24 protein-coding genes, 2 tRNA genes and 1 pseudogene are annotated in these 22,621 nt (G+C 33.5%); 13 read left to right on the top strand and 14 right to left on the bottom strand.

Annotated elements, in window-relative coordinates; genetic code table 11:
• Positions 1-311: 311 nt before the first annotated feature.
• The gene (gene yejB, locus BKH42_RS01495; RefSeq protein WP_095294091.1) at positions 312-1,361 is read right to left on the bottom strand and encodes a microcin C ABC transporter permease YejB; all 1,050 of its coding nucleotides are present in this window, start codon (positions 1,359-1,361) and stop codon (positions 312-314) included.
• Positions 1,361-3,160, bottom strand: a complete 1,800-nt coding sequence (locus tag BKH42_RS01500; RefSeq protein ID WP_095294093.1) for an extracellular solute-binding protein — start codon at positions 3,158-3,160, stop codon at positions 1,361-1,363. The genes yejB and BKH42_RS01500 overlap by 1 nt, the downstream gene beginning before the upstream one ends.
• A gap of 197 nt (positions 3,161-3,357) precedes the next feature.
• Between BKH42_RS01500 and BKH42_RS01505 the strand changes: the two genes are divergently transcribed.
• Together BKH42_RS01505 and BKH42_RS01510 are read left to right on the top strand one after the other, a co-directional pair.
• Complete coding sequence (locus BKH42_RS01505) at positions 3,358-4,389, top strand: YeeE/YedE family protein (RefSeq protein ID WP_095294095.1); 1,032 nt, start codon at positions 3,358-3,360, stop codon at positions 4,387-4,389.
• A gap of 20 nt (positions 4,390-4,409) precedes the next feature.
• Positions 4,410-4,637 (top strand): sulfurtransferase TusA family protein, encoded by a 228-nt coding sequence (locus tag BKH42_RS01510; protein WP_095294098.1) that lies wholly within the window; start codon positions 4,410-4,412, stop codon positions 4,635-4,637.
• 1 nt (position 4,638) lies between these two features.
• Here BKH42_RS01510 and trpS read toward each other — a convergent pair whose 3' ends face one another.
• Positions 4,639-5,625: a tryptophan--tRNA ligase gene (gene trpS / locus BKH42_RS01515; RefSeq protein WP_095294101.1), complete on the bottom strand. Its 987-nt coding sequence runs from the start codon at positions 5,623-5,625 to the stop codon at positions 4,639-4,641.
• 192 nt (positions 5,626-5,817) lie between these two features.
• On the opposite strand from trpS, the gene BKH42_RS01520 reads away from it, so the two are divergent.
• Positions 5,818-6,357, top strand: coding sequence for an LPP20 family lipoprotein (locus tag BKH42_RS01520; RefSeq protein WP_095294103.1), 540 nt, complete (start codon positions 5,818-5,820; stop codon positions 6,355-6,357).
• Positions 6,358-6,374: 17 nt separating this feature from the next.
• Here BKH42_RS01520 and BKH42_RS01525 read toward each other — a convergent pair whose 3' ends face one another.
• Positions 6,375-7,097 (bottom strand): class I SAM-dependent methyltransferase, encoded by a 723-nt coding sequence (locus tag BKH42_RS01525; protein WP_095294105.1) that lies wholly within the window; start codon positions 7,095-7,097, stop codon positions 6,375-6,377.
• Between the two features lie 72 nt (positions 7,098-7,169).
• Here BKH42_RS01525 and secG point away from each other — a divergent pair.
• From secG to BKH42_RS01565, 7 genes and pseudogenes are all read left to right on the top strand, one after another.
• Positions 7,170-7,511: pseudogene (secG, locus tag BKH42_RS01530) on the top strand (preprotein translocase subunit SecG); the annotation flags it as partial.
• A 23-nt stretch (positions 7,512-7,534) separates the two neighbouring features.
• Entirely contained in the window at positions 7,535-8,092 is a 558-nt protein-coding gene (gene frr, locus BKH42_RS01535) for a ribosome recycling factor (protein WP_095294110.1), read from the top strand.
• A gap of 48 nt (positions 8,093-8,140) precedes the next feature.
• On the top strand, positions 8,141-8,755 hold the full coding sequence (gene pyrE, locus BKH42_RS01540) for an orotate phosphoribosyltransferase (RefSeq protein WP_095294113.1): 615 nt from the start codon (positions 8,141-8,143) through the stop codon (positions 8,753-8,755).
• Positions 8,756-8,763: 8 nt separating this feature from the next.
• Entirely contained in the window at positions 8,764-9,267 is a 504-nt protein-coding gene (locus tag BKH42_RS01545; RefSeq protein ID WP_257874222.1) for an RDD family protein, read from the top strand.
• A gap of 87 nt (positions 9,268-9,354) precedes the next feature.
• Positions 9,355-10,041, top strand: a complete 687-nt coding sequence (locus BKH42_RS01550) for a F0F1 ATP synthase subunit A (protein ID WP_095294116.1) — start codon at positions 9,355-9,357, stop codon at positions 10,039-10,041.
• Positions 10,042-10,250: 209 nt separating this feature from the next.
• A complete protein-coding gene (locus BKH42_RS01560) occupies positions 10,251-10,862 on the top strand; it encodes a thiamine phosphate synthase (RefSeq protein ID WP_095294121.1) in 612 nt (203 codons plus the stop codon).
• 27 nt (positions 10,863-10,889) lie between these two features.
• Positions 10,890-11,408 (top strand): NAD(P)H-dependent oxidoreductase, encoded by a 519-nt coding sequence (locus BKH42_RS01565; RefSeq protein WP_095294123.1) that lies wholly within the window; start codon positions 10,890-10,892, stop codon positions 11,406-11,408.
• A gap of 2 nt (positions 11,409-11,410) precedes the next feature.
• Here BKH42_RS01565 and BKH42_RS01570 read toward each other — a convergent pair whose 3' ends face one another.
• Positions 11,411-12,271, bottom strand: coding sequence for an MqnA/MqnD/SBP family protein (locus BKH42_RS01570; RefSeq protein WP_095294125.1), 861 nt, complete (start codon positions 12,269-12,271; stop codon positions 11,411-11,413).
• A gap of 64 nt (positions 12,272-12,335) precedes the next feature.
• Between BKH42_RS01570 and msrA the strand changes: the two genes are divergently transcribed.
• Positions 12,336-12,827 (top strand): peptide-methionine (S)-S-oxide reductase MsrA, encoded by a 492-nt coding sequence (gene msrA / locus BKH42_RS01575; protein WP_095294127.1) that lies wholly within the window; start codon positions 12,336-12,338, stop codon positions 12,825-12,827.
• A 1,150-nt stretch (positions 12,828-13,977) separates the two neighbouring features.
• Here the strand turns inward: msrA and BKH42_RS01580 are convergent.
• Both BKH42_RS01580 and BKH42_RS01585 read right to left on the bottom strand, forming a co-directional pair.
• Positions 13,978-14,054: transfer RNA gene (locus BKH42_RS01580), tRNA-Met, on the bottom strand.
• A 35-nt stretch (positions 14,055-14,089) separates the two neighbouring features.
• Positions 14,090-14,164 (bottom strand) — tRNA-Gln (locus tag BKH42_RS01585).
• Positions 14,165-14,278: 114 nt separating this feature from the next.
• Between BKH42_RS01585 and BKH42_RS01590 the strand changes: the two genes are divergently transcribed.
• Positions 14,279-15,304, top strand: a complete 1,026-nt coding sequence (locus tag BKH42_RS01590) for a bifunctional 3,4-dihydroxy-2-butanone 4-phosphate synthase/GTP cyclohydrolase II (protein ID WP_095294130.1) — start codon at positions 14,279-14,281, stop codon at positions 15,302-15,304.
• On the opposite strand, the gene cmoA is transcribed toward BKH42_RS01590, so the two are convergent.
• From cmoA to BKH42_RS09395, 7 genes are all read right to left on the bottom strand, one after another.
• A complete protein-coding gene (gene cmoA / locus BKH42_RS01595) occupies positions 15,301-16,029 on the bottom strand; it encodes a carboxy-S-adenosyl-L-methionine synthase CmoA (protein WP_095294132.1) in 729 nt (242 codons plus the stop codon). The genes BKH42_RS01590 and cmoA overlap by 4 nt on opposite strands.
• A complete protein-coding gene (locus BKH42_RS01600) occupies positions 16,030-16,812 on the bottom strand; it encodes a thiazole synthase (RefSeq protein WP_095294134.1) in 783 nt (260 codons plus the stop codon).
• 70 nt (positions 16,813-16,882) lie between these two features.
• Positions 16,883-18,076 (bottom strand): MFS transporter, encoded by a 1,194-nt coding sequence (locus tag BKH42_RS01605; RefSeq protein WP_095294137.1) that lies wholly within the window; start codon positions 18,074-18,076, stop codon positions 16,883-16,885.
• A 102-nt stretch (positions 18,077-18,178) separates the two neighbouring features.
• On the bottom strand, positions 18,179-18,817 hold the full coding sequence (locus tag BKH42_RS01610) for a superoxide dismutase (protein ID WP_095294139.1): 639 nt from the start codon (positions 18,815-18,817) through the stop codon (positions 18,179-18,181).
• A 96-nt stretch (positions 18,818-18,913) separates the two neighbouring features.
• Positions 18,914-19,159 carry a hypothetical protein gene (locus BKH42_RS01615; RefSeq protein WP_180673883.1) on the bottom strand — a complete coding sequence of 82 codons (246 nt, stop codon included), beginning with the start codon at positions 19,157-19,159 and terminating at the stop codon, positions 18,914-18,916.
• Positions 19,152-19,979, bottom strand: a complete 828-nt coding sequence (locus tag BKH42_RS09390; protein ID WP_180673885.1) for a 3'-5' exonuclease — start codon at positions 19,977-19,979, stop codon at positions 19,152-19,154. Before BKH42_RS09390 ends, BKH42_RS01615 begins: the two co-directional genes overlap by 8 nt.
• A 3-nt stretch (positions 19,980-19,982) precedes the next feature.
• Positions 19,983-20,636, bottom strand: coding sequence for a trimeric intracellular cation channel family protein (locus BKH42_RS09395; RefSeq protein ID WP_257874223.1), 654 nt, complete (start codon positions 20,634-20,636; stop codon positions 19,983-19,985).
• 324 nt (positions 20,637-20,960) lie between these two features.
• Here BKH42_RS09395 and BKH42_RS01625 point away from each other — a divergent pair, with 324 nt between their 5' ends.
• Positions 20,961-22,541, top strand: a complete 1,581-nt coding sequence (locus BKH42_RS01625; RefSeq protein WP_095294142.1) for an inorganic phosphate transporter — start codon at positions 20,961-20,963, stop codon at positions 22,539-22,541.
• Positions 22,542-22,621: the final 80 nt, after the last annotated feature.

Consider the following 22,621-nt stretch of genomic DNA (forward strand, 5'->3'; position numbering starts at 1 on the left):
CCATTCTCTCTTTATCCAATCAAACAATCTTCAACAAAGCACTAAATCTCATTCCAATACAATCACATACACCATCTCTTTTTCCATCTCCAATGCACTTGCTTCATCAAGATCATTGTCCTATTTTTGACAAAAGAGCAAGAGTGAGTAAGAGTCTATTTATTTTCTTTTTTCTTCAGGGGGTGGGGGATAGATCTTTACTATGGAAAAGGTTGTATGAATTTTCTTTTTAAGAGTGAAAGCTTTTATATATGGGGATTTTAGAGCAATGGGTAAGATTTTTGAGTGAGGATTTTATGAGATTTAGATCTTTAATGTTTTTCAAAATCAATACGAGGATCAATAAAAGTATATAAAACATCACTGATAAGATTGACGATAAGCCCTAATATAGTAAAAATATAAAGTGTGCCAAAAACTACAGGATAATCCCTATTTACGATACTATCATAGCCTAAAAGACCCAAACCATCAAGACTGAAAATAATTTCAATAAGCAAGCTCCCGCTAAAAAACATCCCCAAAAAAGCCACTGGAAAACTAGAGATCACAAGCAACATCGCATTACGAAAAATATGTCTGTATAGTATTCTGCCTTCAGATGCTCCTTTTGCTCTAGCGGTTGTTACATAGAGTTTGTTCATTTCATCTAAAAATGAATTTTTAACTAACAATGTTAGTGTGGCAAACCCCCCAATAGATAGACAAAATACAGGTAAAGTGATATGCCATAAATAATCTTTTATTTTTCCAAACAAACTCAGGGTATCAAAGTTGTCACTTACAAGTGAACGCAATGGGAAGATATCCCAATAGCTACCCCCCGCAAATAAAACAATCAACAAAATAGCAAATAAAAAAGCAGGGATAGCATTGGCTATCACGATAATCAAACTGCTAAAAATATCTATTTTAGAACCATTACGCTTGGCCTTAAAAATTCCTAAAGGAATAGAGATGAAATAGATCAAAATAGTGCTAAAAATCCCTAGAGAAATAGAAACAGGGAGTTTTTCTTTTATTAGATCAAGTACGCTTATTTGACGATAGAAACTCTCTCCAAAATCAAATTTTAGATAGTTTTTTATCATCATTAAATATCGTTTCCAAAGAGGCTCATCAAAGCCGTATAATTTTTGCAAAGATTTTAATAAATCCTGATCTATCCCATTTGCACCACGATAGAGATTACTAAGATTTCCAACAGAGGCTTCTGTGGTTGTGCTTAGATGTTCAATTTTTGCCATCATTTGCTCTACTGGGCCACCAGGTGCTATCTGAATGATGAAAAAATTAATCGTGATGATCCCAAAAAGAGTGGGAATAATTAGTAATAGACGTTTTAGAATATATTTTAACATTACTGGTCTTTTTGAATATTTCTATCCCACCAAAGATATTGGGAAAAACCATATTTTGGACTCAATGAAGGCATGGCGATCTTTTTATTATAAGCGATGCGAAAATCAGGTAAATAATAATGAGGCACCACATAAAAACCCCATAATAAAACCCTATCAAGTGCGGAAGTAATAGCAATCTGATCATCTCTATTTTGTGCTCTCAATAAGGAGTCTATCAATTTATCAACTACGGAATCTTTGATACCTGCATAGTTTTTGGAGCCTTTTATATCAGCGTTTTGGCTTCCCCAAAAATATCTCTGTTCATTTCCAGGAAATAAGGACTGCCCGATAAGTCCTACAATCATATCATAATTAAAATCTCTCAATCGATTGATGTACTGACTCAAATCAACTCTTTGAATATTCATATCAATGCCCAATACTTTTAAATTTTGAGCATAAGAGAGAGCTAACCGCTCAAATGCGGGATTATCTAAAAGTAAGGTAAAGACAAAAGGTTTTCCTGTTTTTATATTCACAAGATGATTATTTTTTACTATCCATCCTGCTTGTTTTAACAGTTTTTGGGCATATTTGAGATTTTCTCTTCTGTTTTCTCCAATGATCGTTTTTCCATCTGTTCTAGGTATCACATAAGGTGTATCAAAAATTTTTGGGGCGGTTTTTTCTAACTCTGTTTTATAAGATTTTAAGATCTTTAGTTCCTTGCCTTTTGGAATTCCATAAGAAGCAAAAACCGAGTTATTAAAATAACTTTTGGTGCGTTTATATTGTGAAAAAAATAAATTTTTATTACTCCACTCAAAATCAAAAGCATAAAATAACGCTTCTCTGACTCTAACATCTTTAAAAATATCTGATCTTGTATTGAAGAAAAAACCCTGCATACCGCTAGGAAGAAAATGAGGAATAGAAACTTTTTTAATGATACCTGAGGCAATGGCCTTACCCACATAACCCCTCGCCCAAACTTTTGCACTAGTTTCTAAACGCCAATCATATTCCCCGCTTAAAAATGCCCTGAGTGCTACGGTATCATCTTTATAGTATTCATAAATAGAAGTGTCAAAATTGAACTGCCCCACTCTACTAGGAATATCTTTTGCCCAGTAGTTTTTATCACGTTCGTAAATGATTTCTTTGCCTACTTTGTATGATTTTATTTTATAAGGACCGCTACCTATAGGGATTAGGAGTGGATTTTTTCCAAAAGGATTTTTATCATAATAGTGCTTAGGTAAGATTTGAAGTTGTCCTAATATCAGTGGAAGTTCTCTATTTTTTGTTGTTTTGAAGTTAAATTTTATAACTTGTTTGCTCAAGATTTCTGCATTCTTGATGTCTGCATAATATTGCTTAAAAATAGGAGAACCTTTTTCTCTTAAAATATCAAAGCTAAATTTTACATCCTCTGAACTAATTCTAACTCCATCACTAAATTTAGCTTTTTTATTGATATGAAAAATCACATAGGAATTATCTTTAGCCACTTGTATATCATCTGCTATCAAAGCGTATTGAGCATAATCTTCATCTAAACTTTGTGCTAAAAGCGTGTCATAGATGAGATCAAGACCATCTGCGGGAGTTCCTTTGATGATAAAAGGGTTCAGGCTATCAAAAGTGCCTAATGAATAATTTTTTAGTACTCCACCTTTTGGAGCTTTGGGATTGACATACTCAAAGTATTTTAGATGTAAATATTTCGCCTTTTGACCTAGTGATATGTAAGGTGCTCCATAACAAAACAGAGCAGAAGTCAAAATGACACAAAAAAATCTAAAAATATACATCTATATATCCCAAAAATTCGATAATAAGTCTTATAAAATACAGAAATCAATATATTATGTAAGAGTAAAACGCCTTGCACATTTACTCTTTTTCTCTACAATTACGCACTTCTAAATCTCACATTAATAACAATAAAAATTAAGACTCTGATCTTAATATAAAACAAACAATAATAATGTAACGGGAGAAAACCAAAATGCTTTTAACAGGAATAATTTGTGGAATTTTATTAGGTTTTGTATTACAGAGAGGTCGTTTTTGCATAGTGGGAGCTTATAGAGATATTATATTGAGTAAAAAAATGACTGTTTTTGTAGCTATCTTTATTGCTATTTTGATTCAAAGCATTGGTATTTTCTTGCTTGAAAATACTGGGGTTATCAAAATCAATCACCAGCCATTTTTTTGGCTCTCAACGATTCTTGGAGGACTTGTTTTTGGGTTTGGTATGGTTTTAGCAGGTGGGTGTGCCACAGGAACTTGGTATCGTGCAGGAGAGGGACTTATTGGAAGCTATGTTGCATTATTTTTTTATATGCTAGGGGCTGCAATGGTTAAATTTGGAGTTTTTAAGCCTATTGATGAGGGCTTGAAAAAATATCAAATCACAGATTCGACGATATATCAAAGCTTAGATCTCTCTCCGCTTGTTCTAATCATAGTTTTATTCTTTATTGTTGTTTTCTTGATGTATAAAGAGTTCAAGAAACCAAAACTTAAAATTGCTAGATTGACTGCTAGAAAAACAGGTATCTCTCATTGGCTTTTTGAAAAATCTTGGCATCCTTTTATAACAGCAACCTTAGTAGGATTGATTGCTATTTTAGCATGGCCACTCAGTTATGCAACTGGAAGAGAATTTGGACTAGGCATCACCACTCCTTCTGCAAATATCATAGGATTTCTCACAACTGGGGATACTAACCTAGTTGATTGGGGTGTATTTTTGGTGCTAGGTATTTTTATTGGAAGCTTTATTGCTGCAAAAGGAGCGAATGAATTTAAATTCAGAATTCCTGATAAAAAAATACTAGCAGAAAACACTCTTGGGGGTCTTTTGATGGGGTTTGGAGCTTCTATAGCAGGAGGTTGCACTATAGGGAATGGATTTGTAGAAACGGCGATTTTTTCTTATCAAGGCTGGATATCAATGATTTGCTTTTTGATAGGAAGTTTTATAGCAACCTATATCACAATTATTAGACCCTCTAAACTAAAATTAAAGTAAAATTACAAACAAGGAAAAAAATGGTAAAAACATTACAAACTAATGGACTTGTGTGTCCATTTCCTTTGGTGGAAGCAAAACAAGCAATGCAAGAGCTAAACACTGGAGATGAACTCATTATTCATTTTGATTGCACACAAGCAACTCAAAGCATTCCTGAATGGGCAGCCCAAGAAGGATATGAAGTAGGAGAATTTATCCAAACTGGCGATGCACAGTGGAAAATATCGGTCTTCAAGAGTAAATGATTCAAACTAGACCAATAAGTTCTTTTGCTCTATTGTAAGTGCTTTTAGCTATTGGCCTCACTTGAGTTGCTCCTGCTTGAAGGATTTTTTCTATATAGCCTTTTTCGCTAACTAATTTTTCATACTCTTCTCTAATGGGTTTGAGAGATTCTATGATGACTTCAGCTAGAGCACTCTTGAATTCTCCATATCCCTTGCCTTCAAACTCCTGCTCTATGACCTCCTTTGTTTTATGCGTAAAAATCTCATAAATACCAAGTAAATTATAGAGCCCTTCTCGATTTTTATCAAAAACAATAGAGGTTTGAGAATCTGTGGTAGCTTTTTTGATTTTTCTACTAATAACATCTGGAGTGTCTAGCAAGAATATTGCATGATTAGCACCTTTTGCTGATTTACTCATCTTACTTGTTGGATCATCTAAACCCATTACCCTAGAACCACTTTTGAAAATCATAGGCTCAGGAATCTTAAAACACTCACCAAAATCACGATTAAACCTCTCGGCTATATTTCTAGTTAGCTCTAAATGTTGTTTTTGATCTTCTCCAACTGGAACACCATCAGCTTGATAAAGCAATATGTCTGCGGCCATTAAAACAGGATAGTTAAATAGTCCTGCATTTACATTTTTAGGATTTTTTGCAGATTTATCTTTGAATTGCGTCATTCGATTCATTTCCCCCATAGATACATTACAATCAAGTATCCAAGAAAGTGCTGGATGTTCATCTATTTCGCTCTGAATAAAAAGATTTGATTTTTTCATATCTATTCCACAAGCCAAAAGCATAGCGGCGAGTTCATAGGTATTTTTTCTGAGTTCTTTTGGGTTTTGGGTTGTTGTGATCGCGTGTGAATTGACCACGCAAAAAATATTTTCATACTCATCTTGAGAGTCTACCCAATTCTTTACCGCCCCTAGATAATTTCCCAAATGAATCTGTCCTGTTGGTTGGATTCCTGAAAACACTCTTTTTTTTATCATTATATAAAACTCCAAAAATTTAAATTTCCAAAAATTGATTATACACTCCAAACCACACAAATGCAAAAGTAGCAAAATAAAAAAATACTTTTTTGATATTTTAGGAAAAAATAATTATAATGTCATACATTCTTGCATCATTTTAACGATGTCAGATCTTGAGTTAAGTAAATTCACAAAAAGGAAAAAAAAATGAAAAAAGCTTATCTTGTCGGTTCTTTGATACTCATAGGTATCCTTGCAGGTTGTGGTACAAAAAGCGAACAATTAGGGAATGTTTCTGAGTATGGGTTAGAAGATGCTCCTCAATGGGTTTTAAGTAGCGATAAAGAACTTTTAAGTGCTACTGGGAGTGCAAAAATCAAGAATAATAATGTCGGATTTGCCACTTCACAAGCCACTAACACAGCTAGAGCAGAAATAGCAAGTCAGATCGCTACACGAATTGAAAGCAAATACAAAGAGCTTACTACTAGTGATGAAAACGATGTTTCTCAAGAAATCGTTCAAGCAATTAGAAGTAGTGTGGATACAACACTTGCGGGATCAAAACGTGTCAAAACTTGGATAAGTAAAGATGGTACAGTATGGGTATTGGTGCAAGTACAAAAACTTGATACAAAACTTTTACAAGCAAATTTGGCCAAGAGTAAATCTGTGGATAAAGCCGCTGCAAAAGCACTTTCTGAGGCTGTAGATGAAATCATAGATGGTAAAAAATCAGATCAATAAGGGATTGTTTTAGTCATCTATTTAACTTTTGATATCCCCGCAAACATCAAGACTTCGTATTGGACTTTTTGATAGGGGATATGATTTTTAAAATATTTAGCTCTAGAATAGTTTAACACTCCTCCACCTAGCAATCCAGACTCTTTAAGATGTCTTAAAAAATCCTCTCTATTATCAAAATCTCTCTCAAGCTCTTCTATCCAAAGTTCTCCTTCAAAGTATTTATACAAAATATCCTCTAAAGTTTTTTTATCTCGCAATGGAGAAGTAGTTTGTAAAAACTGGTGAACACAACACAGACTTTTATCTGTATGAATAGCAAATCTAGCCATATGGGAAGATTTCGCAAGTTTATACATCATTGAATCCAGATCTTGTGCCCATTGCAACGAAGAAGCGGCAACAACAAGATCATATGTGCGAAAAATAAATTTTTCAAAATCCTCACAAATAAGTTCAATATTCTGGATATGTTTAGCCTTTTTTGGATGCTCAAAAATCATTTCTTTTGAAATATCTAAGGCATAAAATTCTCTAATCTTTATTCTCAATCTATCCAATTCAATGGCGACTGCTCCACATCCACAACCTATGTCTATTACCTTATCAATGTTTTTAAAATCACACGAACGTAGCAATATATCTACAATTTCAGCTTGAATCAAAGAAGATCGCTTATATGAATGAGCTTGTTTTGCAAAAGAATTTGGCTTATTTTTATTGGCTAATTGTATTATCATTTTGAAATTTTATATTGTAATCAATAAAGTTTTGGTAAAATGGCACCTTAATACTGATTTTTGGAGAAATTAATGATCAACGCACTCCTTGTGATTCAAATAATTTTAGCAATCTTAATTGTTATTGTCGTACTGCTTCAGAAAAGCTCAAGCATTGGTCTTGGGGTGTATAGCGGAAGCAATGATTCTGTTTTTGGAGCAAAAGGTCCAGCTAGTTTTATGGCAAAAGTGACAATGTTTTTAGGACTCTTATTTTTAATCAATACCATCTCACTAGGCTATGTTTATAACAAATCCCATAACAAAAGTATCTTAGATGACAATAGAGCTAAATCTTTAATCCCCGCTGTCCCACTAAATACACTTGAACCAGTCAAGCCAATAGCACCATTAGCCCCTACCCTGCCCTCACAAGAAGCAAAATAAAAGGACAAAAGATGCTAAAAGATATTTATTCACATACCAAATCTCATATGGAAAAAACTTTAGATGCTTTGCATAGGGATTTTGCTACTCTAAGGAGCGGTAAAGTATCAATCAATATATTAGACAATATAAGAGTTAGCTATTATGATACTCCTACTCCCTTGAATCAAGTCGGATCAGTAATAGCTCAAGATGCTACAACTATTGTTATCAACCCTTGGGAAAAAAGTCTCTTAAAGGATATTGAACGAGCAATACAAGAAGCAAATATTGGCGTGAATCCAAATTCAGATGGGGATTGTATTAAATTATTTTTTCCTCCAATGACCCAAGAGCAAAGAAAAGAAATTGCCAAAGAAGCCAAATCTATGGGTGAAAAAGCAAAAATAGCCGTGCGAAACATAAGACAAGATGGCAATAATCAAATAAAAAAACTAGAGAAAGATAAAGAAATTACAGAAGATGAGAGCAAAAAAGGTCTAGATGAGATACAAAAATATACTGATGAATATGTGAAAAAAATAGAAGATACCACAAAACGCAAAGAAGAAGAAGTAATGAAGGTGTAAAACTTTATTTCATTCAGGCAGAAATATAAAATTCAAAGGGAGCGTTCTATGAGTCTTGATGTTAAAAAATGCTATATTGATGCTGATGCCTTACTTAAGGGACACTTTCTCCTTAGTAGTGGAAATCACTCTGATCATTATCTTCAGTCAGCAAAAGTTTTAGAAAATCCACAGACGGCACAAATTTTAGCAGAAGCATTGAGCAAACAAATACGCGAATCAAAAATAAGAGTCGATTGTGTTTGTTCTCCTGCACTTGGAGGTGTGATAGCGGGATATGAACTCGCTAAAGCACTTCAAGTGAGATTTATTTTTACTGAGCGTGTTGAGGGAATAATGACCTTAAGAAGGGGATTTGAAGTCAAAAAAAATGAAAAAATTCTCATCTGTGAAGACATCATCACTACAGGTGGTTCTGCCCTAGAAGCAGCGAAATGCGTTCAGGCAAAAGGAGGAGAAGTTATTGCTTATGCAGGACTTGCAAATAGAGGATTTTGTCAAAGGGTAGGCTCAAATCTAGAAAAAAAACCTGAGTGCAAACTTCCTGATAATATTCCTTTATTTGCATTGGAAGATTTTATTTTTAATATGTACGATCCAAAGGATTGTCCTTTATGTAAAGATGGCACCAGAGCAATAAAGCCTGGTAGTAGGGGCAACTAGGATATAGTTTGAATCCAAAATATCGATGGCGAAAAGTCAAAAATCAAAAAACCTCTCGCCAAATACCCGTTTTAATTAAAAAATCAACGCCAATACAAACTCTCAAAGATATTCGAGCATTTTCCAGAATAAAAGCTTTTATCACAGATATGTTTATGATTTATACACCTATTCTGTATGTCGTCACCTATCTTATACTAGGAAGTGCAGAAAAATTTCGGCACGATCAAAAAAGCATTTTTATCTGCGTATTGATATATGGCATTGTTTCTGCAATATTTATCACAATATCCTCTCAAACTCCAGGTCTCAGATACATGCAGTTACAAATCATAAGAGACAATGGAGAAAAAATAGGTTTTTTTAGAGCTTTATTTAGATTTTTTATTTGGATATTTGGGGTAGCGATTTTTATAGGAATTTTAATGCCTTTTTTCAGAAAAGATAAAAAATGTCTTCATGATATTTTGTGCGGTACGACTCTCATCGAAAAACCCCATACATTCAAATAATCAAATCTCTGATATTATTAATTTATACTTAAAAATAAATCAGCTAAAATGGCAAGACTAAAAAAAACAAAACAAATGAGGTTTCATATGGAACACAGACTTTTCACTTTTGCGGGTTTGATTAATCCTGATCACGATTTTATTATTGGTTTTTATACAATCTTGTGTGCTCTCATCACCATAGCTACTGCCAAACTAGCTACCACTAGAATGAGAGTTGTGCCCTCTGGGATTCAAAACCTTTATGAAACCGTGATTAGTGGTATGTTGTTTATGGCAAAAGATGTCATTGGTGAAAAACTTGCAAGAAAATATTTTCCCCTTGCAGGAACGATAGGCATATATGTATTTTTTTGCAATATGATAGGCATCATACCTGGTTTTGAAGCTCCTACTTCTAGCTGGAGTTTCACGCTTGTTTTAGCATTGATAGTCTTTTTTTACTACCACTATGAAGGCATCAAGGCTCAAGGTATTTTTCATTATATTATTCATTTTATGGGTCCTGTAAAATGGCTCGCACCTCTAATGTTTCCTATTGAAATCATCTCTCATCTCTCTCGTATCATTTCGCTATCATTCAGGCTTTTTGGAAATATCAAAGGTGATGATATGTTTTTGCTAGTGATGCTGATGCTAGTTCCCTGGATAGTTCCTATAGCGCCTTTTGCAATCCTAATATTTATGGGCATACTTCAAGCATTTGTATTTATGATACTTACCTATGTTTATCTTGCAGGAGCCGTACTTGTAGAAGAACAAGACCATTTATAATCTATGAAAAAACTCACTCTTATTAATGTCTTAGAATTTTTTACAGGACTTTTTGGAGGTATTGCTTTTTTTGGAGCTACTATGTGTCTGTTTCTTTTTAAAAATATGAATCCTCTAGTGTGTTTTATTTTTGCTTTGCTTGTTTTTGGGGTTTTTAGCTTTTTTTCTATTGCATCTAAATCCCTAAGCATCCTTTTAAAAAGTCAATCTTGAACTTACAATCTTATTTCATCACTTCCCCCGCTCTTTATCCAAACAACTCCATTTTTATATTTACTCAAAACCTTCAAAATATTTCTTCCATGCATCATATTGATAAAGCTTGTTTTAGAGATAATTCAGCCATTATTCCTGATCATTTAATAGAGATCTTCATAAGATGGTGTGAAAAAAATCAAATCCAAAGTTTTATTAATCTTGTCAATACTCAATCAAGTATAAAATACGCAAAACTCTATGATGCCAAAGGAGTTCATATAAAAGAAAATAGTCTCTATGACACAAAAAAAGCTCAAAATGAGAAACTATTAATATTTTATAGTTCTCATTGCATCAAACAAGCACAAGAAGCTCTTAAAATTGGAGTGGATTTCCTCACTTTAAGTCCTATTTTTCACACTCCAAACAAAGGTATTCCATTAGGAATACAATACTTAAAGATGATTGATTCATCGATAAAAAGCCGTCTATTTGCACTTGGAGGAATCATTTGCGAGAATCAAATCACACAGATAAAAACCACAGGAGTGAAAGGTTTTGCCTCCATTAGATATTTTCAAGATACACAAATACTAAAGACTAACAATAACGTGCTAGAATAATTATCAAAACAACTTAAAAGGATACTGATGAAAACGCTTATTATACTGGCTCATCCGAATATAAAAAACTCCAAAATCAACAAGACACTTTGTGAAACCATAAAAAATATGCCCAATGTAACATTGCATAATCTCTATGAAATATATCCTGATAGCAAAATTGATGCATCAAAAGAAATAGAACTGCTAAAATCCAATGATAAAATTGTTTTTCAATTTCCCTTATATTGGTTTAGTTCTCCTAGTATCCTTAAAGAATGGCTAGATGTAGTTTTCAGCTCCATACTCTATGGAAAAGAACCAAAAATGTTATCTGGAAAAACATTTCAAATCATCACTTCTATGGGAGCTCCAGAAGAAAGATACACTCCTGGTGGCCGCAATCAAAAAAGCATTGATGATATTCTTATACCTTTCAATCTATCTGCTACCTATATGGGTATGAATGCAAAAAGCCCTTTTGGCATATACGACGCTATGGGAATAACAGATGAATTACTTTCAAAAGTAGCAATTCAATATAAAGAAATTATTTCAAATATCTGATTCTAAGAATTTCTAATTTCCTTATACTCGGTGGGGATGAAATAATCCTCACACTTAAGCAATCGTTCATAAATACCAGCTTTAAATCCTAGTTCAAACAATTTATCAATCCCTTTTTTTTGATCCTGATTCAAGCTTATAGAATCATTATTTGCATATAGATTCAGATAAGTATCAAGCTCCTTTTCACTCACCCGAATAACACCTCTCTCCATCAACATTTTTGAAAGCGTTTTTTTATTTTTTACAGCGACTTGAACAGCCTTTGTGAGAGTGGTCTCAACATCAATAGCCTTATTGAGGGGAATAGAACGTCTCAAAGCCATACCACCGAGCGGAAGAGGCATTTGGGTACCTGCTTGTTCACACCAAACATCCCAAATCTCTCTCTCCACCTCTAGCTCAGGGTTGAAATTCAAAATAGATTCATGTATCAATACTCCTGCATCAACTTCTCCACTTAGAACTGCTGCTTCTATCTCCAAGAAATTTTTATACACAATTTTAGCTTGAGGATATTCTAGAGAAAAAATAATTGCATTTGTTGTATGCCTCCCACTCAAAGCAACTTTGAAATCTTTTTTTAAATGAGTGGTTTTCTTCTTGATCAGCTTAGGCCCATACCCTTGACCAAAACTCACTCCTGTTTTCAACAAAGCAAAATCATCACTCACAAAAGGATAGGCTCCAAATGAGATCGCACTAACATCGTATGTGCCTTTCATTGTAGCTTCATTGAGTGTTTGTATATCTAATGCAACATTACTAAACTTTTGCCCTAAAGAACTATCCACCCAACCAAATACGATCGCATAATACATAAACAAATCATCAGCATCAGGACTATGAGCCACACTAACCATCTCTTTTCCTTATTTGTCTTTAGGTAAAATATTACAGAATCAAAACAAATAGGAGGACATAAGATTGCAAAATATTTATCTAGCAGGAGGGTGTTTTTGGGGAATACAAGGGTATTTTGATCTCTTGGTTGGTGTAGAAAAAACGAGTGTGGGTTATGCAAATTCAAATATTACAAACCCTAGCTATGAGGACGTATGCACTGGTACAAGTGGTGCTGCTGAAACTTTAAAACTTTTTTATGATGAAAAAAAGATTTGCTTAGAAGAAATTCTTGGGCGATTTTTTTCTATTATTGATCCTACCGCTATCAATAAACAAGGGAATGATATTGGGACTCAATATAGAAGTGGTATTTATGCTAAAGATTTGAATCTATTGGAAAAATGCAGAGATTTTTTACAAAAAATCCAATCTCGCTATGATAAGCCCATACAAACAGAGATAAAAGAATTAACAAATTACTACTTAGCGGAAGATTACCATCAAAAATATCTACAAAAAAATCCACGTGGGTATTGTCATGTTGATTTATCTCTAGCATTAAAACCTTTATGATATAGAGAAAATCTTTGATCTGAAACCCAATAAGTGAGCAAGTCATATGTGTATAAATCTTGAAAATCTTGCCTTAAAAATGTACCGCGAATCTGATTAAAAGTTTTTGAGTATCACAATACAGTTGAAAATGGGTTTTGGACAAATTCCACCATCATAGAATGCTTCAATCAATAAATATATTTTTTATAGCAATTTATCCCTAATCTTGGTTCTTAATGATTCATGGACTATTTTCAATTCATCTTGTAACTTATTGCTTATTTTTGGGTTTGCATTTTTTCAATTTAACTGCCATCTCCTAATAAAGACTCTGTTATAGCCTCCTTTAAAATCGATTAAAAGCACCATTAAAATTTCGCGTTAAGGAGGAAAATCCTCCACAAGATTACAGATCTTTGATTTTTCTGTAGATGATGTCATAAGTTCCTTATTGATTTATTTAAGTGAAGGAGATTATTTTTAACATAACTATAAAAAGATTTAAAGATATTATGTTTATTTTGATAGGTATCCACGAGACTTCTAAAGATTTATCTAAAAGAATGCAGCAATTGTTTTCTTCCTTTGGTTTGACATTTTTAATTTCAAGTTCTTTTTCATTATCAAACCCCATTATTCTTAATGCCCTACTTAGTGAATCCACTACCATTAGTTTTTGAATTTACTACAGAATAAAGATCCATTCACCTTAACTAGTAAAATCTTGATTTTATTTAGAATGTTTATTGTCTGAATGTTGATAGTGAGATAGATTTTTATTGCGATCTTTTATCTCACTGTAAGGTATGATTATGGTCTTTTATGTCTGATAAGAAATAATCTTTTTTCTTTTGGTTTGGCATTTTTAATTTCAAGTTCTGTCATTGATAGCCTTTTTTATAAAATCAAGACAACTCACAAATGCCTTTAGTTTGAACTAGATGCAATAAAGTGGTTACAAAACAAGAGGTTATAAAATTATAGCCATTTTTGTCTCCGTTTTTGTAACCATTTTTTATTGACTACAATATACTATGAATGGGTTGCAATATACTATGAAATGCAATGAAAATATTAGAAAATAGTTAATCAGGGTTGTTGTTTATGAGATTTGGGGTAATCAATAGGAGATAATATACTATGATTGAATAGAAAAGGAAAGTTGTGATGGTTGCGGGAGTAGGATTTGAACCTACGACCTTTGGGTTATGAGCCCAACGAGCTACCGGACTGCTCTACCCCGCGATAAAATTGTATTATCAATAGAAGATCTAAAGAAATGGCTGGGGTAAAAGGATTCGAACCTCTGAATGCCTGGACCAAAACCAGGTGCCTTACCGCTTGGCGATACCCCAACAAATAAACTCAATGAAATGCATTGAGGTCAGAATTATAGTGGTTTTATTAAATATTGTCAATAAAAATAATCTTAAGGTATAATGACAATCAAAAAGCACTGAAGGAAAAAGATGTCTTTAGAGAGAGTAAAAGGGGCTATAAACGCAATCAAAAATGGTGAAATGATTATAGTTATGGATGATGAAGATAGAGAAAATGAAGGCGATTTGGTCATGGCAGGTATTTTTTCTACTCCTGAAAAAATAAACTTTATGGCACAAGAAGCTAGGGGACTTATCTGTGTTTCTATTACTAAAAAAATCGCCCAAAAACTTGATCTACCACCAATGGTTAGCAACAATAGCTCTAATCACGAAACGGCCTTCACGGTCTCTATTGATGCAAAAGAAGCCAAAACTGGAATATCAGCCTTTGAACGTGATCTCACTATTAGACTAATGTGTGATGAAAATACCTCTCCTGATGATTTTGTCAAACCTGGTCACATATTTCCCCTAATTGCAAAGGATGGTGGGGTTTTAGTAAGAACAGGACACACAGAAGCAAGTGTTGATATCTGCAAGATTGCAGGTCTTAAGCCAGTAAGTGTTATCTGTGAAATTATGAAAGAAGATGGTACTATGGCAAAAAGAGGAGATAAATTTTTAATAGATTTTTCTCAAAAACACAATCTTAAAACCCTCTATGTCTCAGATCTCATCAGTTACAGACTTCAAAATGAAACTCTCATAGACATTATCTCAAAAGAGAAGGTAAATTTTTTAGAGACTCCTTGTGAGAAAATTACCTTTGAAGATCATCTGAAAAGACGGCATTATGCATTTAAAATCAATACGCACAACGCCCCTATCATTCGATTTCATAAAATCACGACCGATTATGAGCTTCTAAGCGATACACAAGCTTATGAATATCTGATGCGATCAATTATCAAAATCAAGCAAGAAGGTGGGTATATTATTTTTATGAATGATGATATGAATAAATCTGACCTTATTAAGGGCTTTGGAATAGGAGCACAGATCTTAAGACTACTAAATGTTTGCGATTTTAAACTCATCAGTTCAAACAGCACCCGAGAATATAATGCCATAAGCGGATTTAATTTGAGATTATTGGAATATATCGAAGTTTAAGATTTTCTAGCAATAAGAGTAGCAAAATTCACCCATTTGAACAGTACTTCTATGCTCTTAAATCCTGCATTTTTGAGCATTTCTATATTTTCTTCTAAGGTATAAGGAATAAGAACATTTTCTAAAGCTTCGCGTTTGGTGGTGATTTCGTTTTGCGTATACCCCTGTTCTTTTTTGTACGCATAATATCTTTCAATCATTTCTTTATCTAAGATCTTATCAAAGCTACTCATTTTTTCACTCATTATAAAAATTCCACCCTCTATGATGGCATCAAAAACTTTTTTAATGAGAGAATCCCTATTGATTGGCCGAACAAACTGTATGGTATAATTTGCGACAACCGAACAGGCACCATTAATATCGAAATTCAAAAAATCCTCACAAATAAAATCTATTTGTTTCCCATAAGTCTTTGCCTTTAATTGTGCTCTATCTATCATAGCACTAGAATTATCGATACCAATAAGTGAATTTTGATTATCTTGTTTTAATCTATCAGAAAGTTCAAGTAAAAAATTTCCCGTTGAACAACCTAGATCATATACAACACCTCTATTTTTTCCGATTTTTTCTAGAGAATTTTTTACAAAATCTACGCCAAGACCAAGAGATTGAGTATAAAAAGGTATCGAACGAGTAGCCATATCATCAAAAACACTTGCCACCCCTTCATCAAATTCAAATTGTTTTAAAGGAGATTTTAAAAATATCTGATCTCTCATTTAAAGGTTTGCCATCCCAAAAATAGGTGAGCTCGGATCTGCATAGGATTTTTTCTCAATTCTCCCAGCTAAAAAACTTTTTCTCCCAGCTATAACTGCATATTTCATTGCTTCTGCCATCATTGCGGGGTTTTTAGCCATTGCAATAGCACTATTGGTTAATACTGCATCAGCCCCGAGCTCCATTGCAATTGCAGCATCTGAAGCACAACCCACTCCAGCATCTACAATCACAGGAACCTTCACTGCTTCTTTAATAAAGCTAATATTATACTTATTTTGAATTCCCAATCCACTTCCAATAGGAGCGGCCAATGGCATCACAGCAGCAGCCCCTGCATCCTCTAATCTTTTTGCAATAATGGGATCATCATTTGAATATGCAAGCACACAAAAACCTTCTTTTGCCAATATTTCACAAGCCTTAATCGTTTCTATCACATCAGGATAAAGAGTTTTTTTTGTATCTCCAATAATCTCAAGCTTAATAAAATCAATTCCTGTAGCTTCTCTAACAAGCCTAAAAAGCGTAATACTCTCCTGTGATGTTGTGCAACCTGCGGAATTTGGAAGAAACTGTACATTTGTATCTTTAAAATATTCTAATAAATTCTCCTGATTTTTATCTGTTATATTTACTCTTCTAACAGCAACTGTAATCATCTCTGCAGAAGAGGCCAAAGTTGCCTCTTTGGTGATTTGAAAATCTGTATATTTACCACTACCGACAATAAGTCTTGAATTGAATGTTTTATGGGCGATTTTTAACGTATCTGTTGTCATTTTTTCCCTATACCTTTTAAGATTTTTTGTGTGATTATATCAAAACCATACAAATTGCTTGACACCATAATTACTTCGATTTTAGTATCAAAAAGAGAAAAGCAATAACATAAAGCAATCCTCCAAAGATGCAAAACATTTTTATGAGTCCAAAATAGTACACTACAGGTTGAGTAATAATCGGGGATATAAATTGTCCCATAAAAAGGGAGGCGGCCAAAAATCCATATGCCTTAGCTCTCTCGGTATCCTTTGCCAACCTAAAAAGCCAAGAGCTATTATTAACCATCATAAAGCCTAGCCCTGCTCCCATCAAAACAAATGCCACAAGTGTGGCAAAATAATTATGAAAAACTCCCACCGTCATAAAAGATGAACCTACTAGAAACAATCCTAAAAAATGGATTTTAAAGATGCTCAAATAAATACGCAAACGATTGTAAAATAAAGAAAAAATTGCCATCGATACAGAAGCTACGGCCATAGATATACCCACTTTAGATCCATCCATTCCAAGTGTATTGATAATAAAACTAGGGAGCTGGGTAGGGGCGACATAAAACATCGCCATACAAAATATACCTAGCAAATAAACTGGAACAAACTTTAAAAAATTAAACTTTCTATCTGAGTCATTTAACAAATCAGTATCTTTTTTTGCATTTACCTCACGAATCGGTTCAAATAACATAAAAATTGCAAAAATCAATATTACAACCCCCAAAAGATAGGCTAAAAATGGATAACGCCAATCAAGGTTAGACAAATACCCTCCAAGAATTAAAAATACCGCTCCTCCAAATGCCATAAAAAAACCTTGCAAACTCAATGCTTTTTCTCTTTTTATCCCCACATAATAATCACTGAGCAAAACACTCACCCCTGTCATTAAAAATGCTGTAGAAATACCAAAAATAGCCCTAGAAATAAGTAATAAATAAATATTATCTAAAAAGAATCCGCTCGTTCCCATCACACTCCAAAGGATTAATGCAGGATATATCAATTTCAGTCTTCCAAATCTCTCTAACATAAAACCTGATATAGGTGAAAAAATCATGATAAAAAGAGCAGGTAAAGTTAAAATAAGTTTGGATAAAAAATCAATATTATCAACATGGGAAAAATGTTTTTCCAAAGCTGGCAAAGAAGGAGCTATAAGCGTACTTCCAAGAACGGTAGTGGCTGCGATTGAAAAAAGTGCTGTCTTGAAAATAAAGGTATCTACATTTCTTTTATTTGATGGCAAATTTTGTGTTTGCATAATTTTGTCCCTCATAGAATAATTATCGTTGCATATGCAATCATTTTTTAAGTACATAAAAAAACCCGCAATGAATAATGCGGGTTAATAAAGATTTAGAAGTTAAGATTTCTTGTGAAGATCGTTCATATAAAATCTTACTGAATTGATACCTTCTTTTTGTGCCCATTCATAAGCTTTTGAAACAAAATCCCAATTGATATGATTATAAAACTTCTCCAAATAAGTGGCTCTAGCATTTTTATGATCTACATAATAAGCATGTTCCCAAACATCTACCACTAATACAGGTATTTTCCCTTCTGTAATGGGAGTGGCCGCATTGCTTGTTTGAACAATTTCAAGCTTACCTGAAACCTTGTCATAAACAAGCCAACACCAACCAGAACCAAATAATGTTGTAGCAGTTTTTAAATAAATTTCTTTAAAGCTCTCTAGAGATCCAAAATCCCTCTTTATGGCTTCTTCAAAATCTAGGCTCATTTGTGTTTGTTTTGGAGCAATACAATCCCAATAAAAATCGTGATTATATACTTGTGCGGCATTATTGAATAGCCCAGCTTTTGATTTAGTTACAATATCAAATAATTCGCTATTGGAAAACTCTGTGCCCTCAATAAGATTATTAAGATTAGTTATATAAGTCTGGTGATGTTTTCCGTAATGAAAATCAAACGTAACTGGACTCAAAAAATCTCCCATGCTGTCTTTAGTATAAGGTAATTTTCTTAATTCAAACATAATTGTCTCCTTTAATTGTGGTTGGTTAGTTTTAATGCCCTGGAATTATAATCATTTTAGCTTTATACTCAATAAATGAGAATAAAATTTATCCTATCAATCCTTTATCTCTTTGAGCGAATGAAGCCATTGCAAATTTGATTCAATCTCGTTGCCACATTTTTGCAAAAGATTATCCCTAATAGAGGTCAGCGAATCTATATCCAAAGACTTCATCATATGGACGTCTAAAGTGGTTTGAGTAAAAGAACTCTCAAGTCTATTTAAAAATGATTGTATTTCTGCAATTAACTCTTCCTTATTGATCACTTCGCCATTCTTATTTATGTGACTTTCAAGCATTTTCAAGCTCTTTTTCTATAGCTTTTACAAATACATCTGTATATCCCCTACCTTGAGGCATCTTTCGTCTGAACTCATCTAAAATACTAAAATAATCACCTAAAATCATTTCTCCTTTCAAGAGTTCATATTTTAAATATAACCAATAGGTATTCAAGACATCACTCTGACAATATTCATCAATTTTGGCGACTCTTTGAGATATTTCCATCTCCTTATCATAAAAAATTTTATATACTTGATCTCCACTCATATCGTATTTTCCAGGTATATTAAGCATTGAACAAACATTATCAAGCTTGAGATTTCTTATGACTCCAAAATGACCCAAACTATCAAGCAAATCAGTATGAAAACGTTCAGAAAATCTTTGGCGATAATTTTCCCATTTCGTTTTATTGAAGGCAGTATTATCTTGCTCGTAATATCCATGTGCGGATAAATTATATTTCATAGCTCTTAGCATTATCGTTGGTAAATCAAATCCCCTGCCATTAAAACTCACAAGCTTTGGTTGAGATTTATTGATAAATTTCAAAAAATCTTCAATAATCGATTTTTCTGTGTCATTAGATAGTGGGTTGTTCGTTTTCCCAAAGTTCCCAACTTTTATGAAATGACCATATTCATCTGTAATCACACTAGCTATTGAAATAATTTTATGCGAATAAATTGGCAAAAAATCACTCCCGCTTTTCTCTCTTTGTTCCTCCATCGCCATTTCACAAATTTCTATTTCAGAGATCTCCTGAGAGTTTGGAAAATTTTTTTGAATCATTTCAATATCTGGAACAGTTTCAATATCAAATACACAAATCATTACTCATCCTTTATCTTGTTTTTTTCGTTTATCTTCATAATCAAAAACAGGCAAACCCATTTTATAATAAATTGCCAAAAGTCTCAAAATCACTCCACAAATTAAGGCAATAAAAGTCGCAATATAGATTTGAATACTCAGATATTCAATGAGTACATAATACAGTGTTGCAACAATCATGGCCACTCCAGCATAAAGCTCTTTTTGCAATACCAATGGAATGCGATTACAAAAAATATCTCTCAAAACTCCTCCAAAAACCCCCGTAATAACAGCACTAGTGACAATAATAACAAATCCATACCCCATACTCCTAGCTATCTCTGCTCCAATGATGCTAAAAAACACCAAACCCAAAGCATCTAGAAATAAAAATAACGCTTCAAATTTCACCATAACTGATGGAATTCTAGTGGTCAAAATAGCTCCAATGCAGATAATAACAATATAGTAAGGATTTTGAACCCAAGCAAGAGGGTAATGTCCAAAAAGAACATCTCGAATTGAACCACCACCAATAGCACTCACAAGAGCGATAAATATGACACCAAAAAGATCCATTTTATGACGACCTGCAGCAAGTGCCCCGCTCATCCCTTCAGCTGTAATCCCGACAATATAAAGCATGCTCAATAACATCACAACCCTAATTTCCAATAAAAATTGCCCGTAATATATCCAAAACAAATTTAAATTCAAAACAAACTTTTGATACAAACATAAAAAAATATAAATTATTAAGTGAATGATTTGATTTCTTTTAAAATCAAATATTTTATCATTGAAATCATCTTAAGTTTATTTGATATTTTGATTTTCTAAATATTTATCTCCACTGTAAAATAAACAAACCCGTAAGTCAATCAAAATAAAAAATAACATAAATAAGTCAAAATGAATTTACCTCCAAGTCTATAAGTTTCCTTTAGAATTTTTTTTGGTATGATGTCCCTGAGCCATAATCCATAGGAGGTTACAAACGTGGAATTCAAAGATCTAGCTCAGTTTCAAAAAGCAAATAAAAAATTTCAGAAACAAAGTCTAAAAATCGGTCTTGTTATGTTGTTTGCGATATCAATTAGTGTCATCGCTATTATTTTTGGAAATACTTCAAATGCTTTACTCTTGGTTTTTGCTACGATTGTGGGTGGCTATATGGCAATGAGCATTGGAGCAAATGATGTTGCAAACAATGTAGGACCTGCTGTAGGATCTAAAGCAATCACTTTAGCAGGTGCAATAGCTATTGCCGCTATCTGTGAAGCAGGTGGAGCTATAATAGCTGGTGGAGATGTTGTAGATACTATCAAATCTGGCATTATTGATCCTTTAAGTATTGCCGATCCCAAGATCTTTGTAAGTGTTATGATGGCTGCTCTAGTTTCTGGGGCAATATGGGTGCATCTAGCAACCGTTTTGGGTGCTCCTGTTTCCACAACCCACTCAATAGTTGGTGGGATACTAGGAGCTGGAATAGCAGCAGGAGGAATAGGAGTAGCACATTGGGGGGTTTTGGGAGGTATTGTTGGAAGCTGGATTATTTCACCTGTAATGGGTGCGTTTTTTGCAATGATACTCTTAATGTTTATCAAAAAAACCATCACTTACAAACAAAACAAAAAACTCGCCGCGAAAAAAGTGGTCCCTATTTTGATATTTTTAATGACTTGGACATTTGTGCTCTATCTCATTATAAAAGGTCTAAAGAAAATCATCCCCATTGATTTTCCACTCGCATTAGTTTTGAGCTTTTTAATTGCGTTAATTGTGTATTTTATCACCAAGCCACTAGTATATAAAAAGGCAGATTCCATTGAAAACACAAAAGAAGAAATCAATGCCCTCTTTAGCATCCCACTCATTTTTTCCGCTGCACTTTTAAGTTTTGCACACGGGGCAAACGATGTTGCCAATGCTATTGGCCCACTTGCAGCCATCAATCAAGCACTTGGAAGTCTTCAGAGTGTAGGCAAAAGTGCTAATGTACCTTTGTGGATTATGGTTGTTGGAGGGCTTGGAATCTCTCTAGGACTTGCTCTATATGGTCCTAAACTCATCAAGACAGTAGGGAGTGAAATCACAGAACTAAATAAAATAAGAGCATTTTGTATTGCCCTATCAGCTGCCCTCACAGTTTTAGTGGCTTCTGGACTTGGATTACCTGTAAGTTCTACTCACATTGCTATCGGAGCAGTTTTTGGAGTAGGATTTTTGAGGGAATATCTAAAAAAAAGATACCATGAAATGGAAGAAAAAATCATTCAAGCCCACAAAGGAAAAGACTCAATCATCATCGCAAATTTTTTAGAAAGATTTCATAAAGCAAGCATAAAAAGAAAAGGTGCAATGCTTGAGAGCTTGAAAAAAATGAGTAAAAAATCACCTCTCCCAAACCTAAATAAAAAAGAAAAAAAATCACTCAAAAAAGCTTATAAAAATGAATTGGTGAAACGTAGTGCTATTAATAAAATTATCGCTTCTTGGATTATCACTGTTCCTATTTCTGCAGTATTGGGAGCTATTGCTTATTTTATGATTGACTTTATAGGTATAAACCTTTAATAATTCAGATACATTTTTATGATAAAATATTTGACAACTATAGGAACTGTCCTAAAATCAAGGAGTATTGCTTGGACCCG

This window comes from Helicobacter sp. 13S00482-2, from assembly GCF_002272795.1.
Lineage (GTDB): Bacteria > Campylobacterota > Campylobacteria > Campylobacterales > Helicobacteraceae > Helicobacter_J.

What these genes read in the sequence shown, in the direction of transcription:
- yejB (WP_095294091.1), bottom strand. Translation starts at nt 1,361, where the DNA reads ATGTTAAAATATATTCTAAAACGTCTATTACTAATTATTCCCACTCTT.
- BKH42_RS01500 (WP_095294093.1), bottom strand. Translation starts at nt 3,160, where the DNA reads ATGTATATTTTTAGATTTTTTTGTGTCATTTTGACTTCTGCTCTGTTT.
- BKH42_RS01505 (WP_095294095.1), top strand. Translation starts at nt 3,358, where the DNA reads ATGCTTTTAACAGGAATAATTTGTGGAATTTTATTAGGTTTTGTATTA.
- BKH42_RS01510 (WP_095294098.1), top strand. Translation starts at nt 4,410, where the DNA reads ATGGTAAAAACATTACAAACTAATGGACTTGTGTGTCCATTTCCTTTG.
- trpS (WP_095294101.1), bottom strand. Translation starts at nt 5,625, where the DNA reads ATGATAAAAAAAAGAGTGTTTTCAGGAATCCAACCAACAGGACAGATT.
- BKH42_RS01520 (WP_095294103.1), top strand. Translation starts at nt 5,818, where the DNA reads ATGAAAAAAGCTTATCTTGTCGGTTCTTTGATACTCATAGGTATCCTT.
- BKH42_RS01525 (WP_095294105.1), bottom strand. Translation starts at nt 7,097, where the DNA reads ATGATAATACAATTAGCCAATAAAAATAAGCCAAATTCTTTTGCAAAA.
- frr (WP_095294110.1), top strand. Translation starts at nt 7,535, where the DNA reads ATGCTAAAAGATATTTATTCACATACCAAATCTCATATGGAAAAAACT.
- pyrE (WP_095294113.1), top strand. Translation starts at nt 8,141, where the DNA reads ATGAGTCTTGATGTTAAAAAATGCTATATTGATGCTGATGCCTTACTT.
- BKH42_RS01550 (WP_095294116.1), top strand. Translation starts at nt 9,355, where the DNA reads ATGGAACACAGACTTTTCACTTTTGCGGGTTTGATTAATCCTGATCAC.
- BKH42_RS01565 (WP_095294123.1), top strand. Translation starts at nt 10,890, where the DNA reads ATGAAAACGCTTATTATACTGGCTCATCCGAATATAAAAAACTCCAAA.
- BKH42_RS01570 (WP_095294125.1), bottom strand. Translation starts at nt 12,271, where the DNA reads ATGGTTAGTGTGGCTCATAGTCCTGATGCTGATGATTTGTTTATGTAT.
- BKH42_RS01590 (WP_095294130.1), top strand. Translation starts at nt 14,279, where the DNA reads ATGTCTTTAGAGAGAGTAAAAGGGGCTATAAACGCAATCAAAAATGGT.
- cmoA (WP_095294132.1), bottom strand. Translation starts at nt 16,029, where the DNA reads ATGAGAGATCAGATATTTTTAAAATCTCCTTTAAAACAATTTGAATTT.
- BKH42_RS01600 (WP_095294134.1), bottom strand. Translation starts at nt 16,812, where the DNA reads ATGACAACAGATACGTTAAAAATCGCCCATAAAACATTCAATTCAAGA.
- BKH42_RS01605 (WP_095294137.1), bottom strand. Translation starts at nt 18,076, where the DNA reads ATGCAAACACAAAATTTGCCATCAAATAAAAGAAATGTAGATACCTTT.
- BKH42_RS01610 (WP_095294139.1), bottom strand. Translation starts at nt 18,817, where the DNA reads ATGTTTGAATTAAGAAAATTACCTTATACTAAAGACAGCATGGGAGAT.
- BKH42_RS01615 (WP_180673883.1), bottom strand. Translation starts at nt 19,159, where the DNA reads ATGCTTGAAAGTCACATAAATAAGAATGGCGAAGTGATCAATAAGGAA.
- BKH42_RS09390 (WP_180673885.1), bottom strand. Translation starts at nt 19,979, where the DNA reads ATGATTTGTGTATTTGATATTGAAACTGTTCCAGATATTGAAATGATT.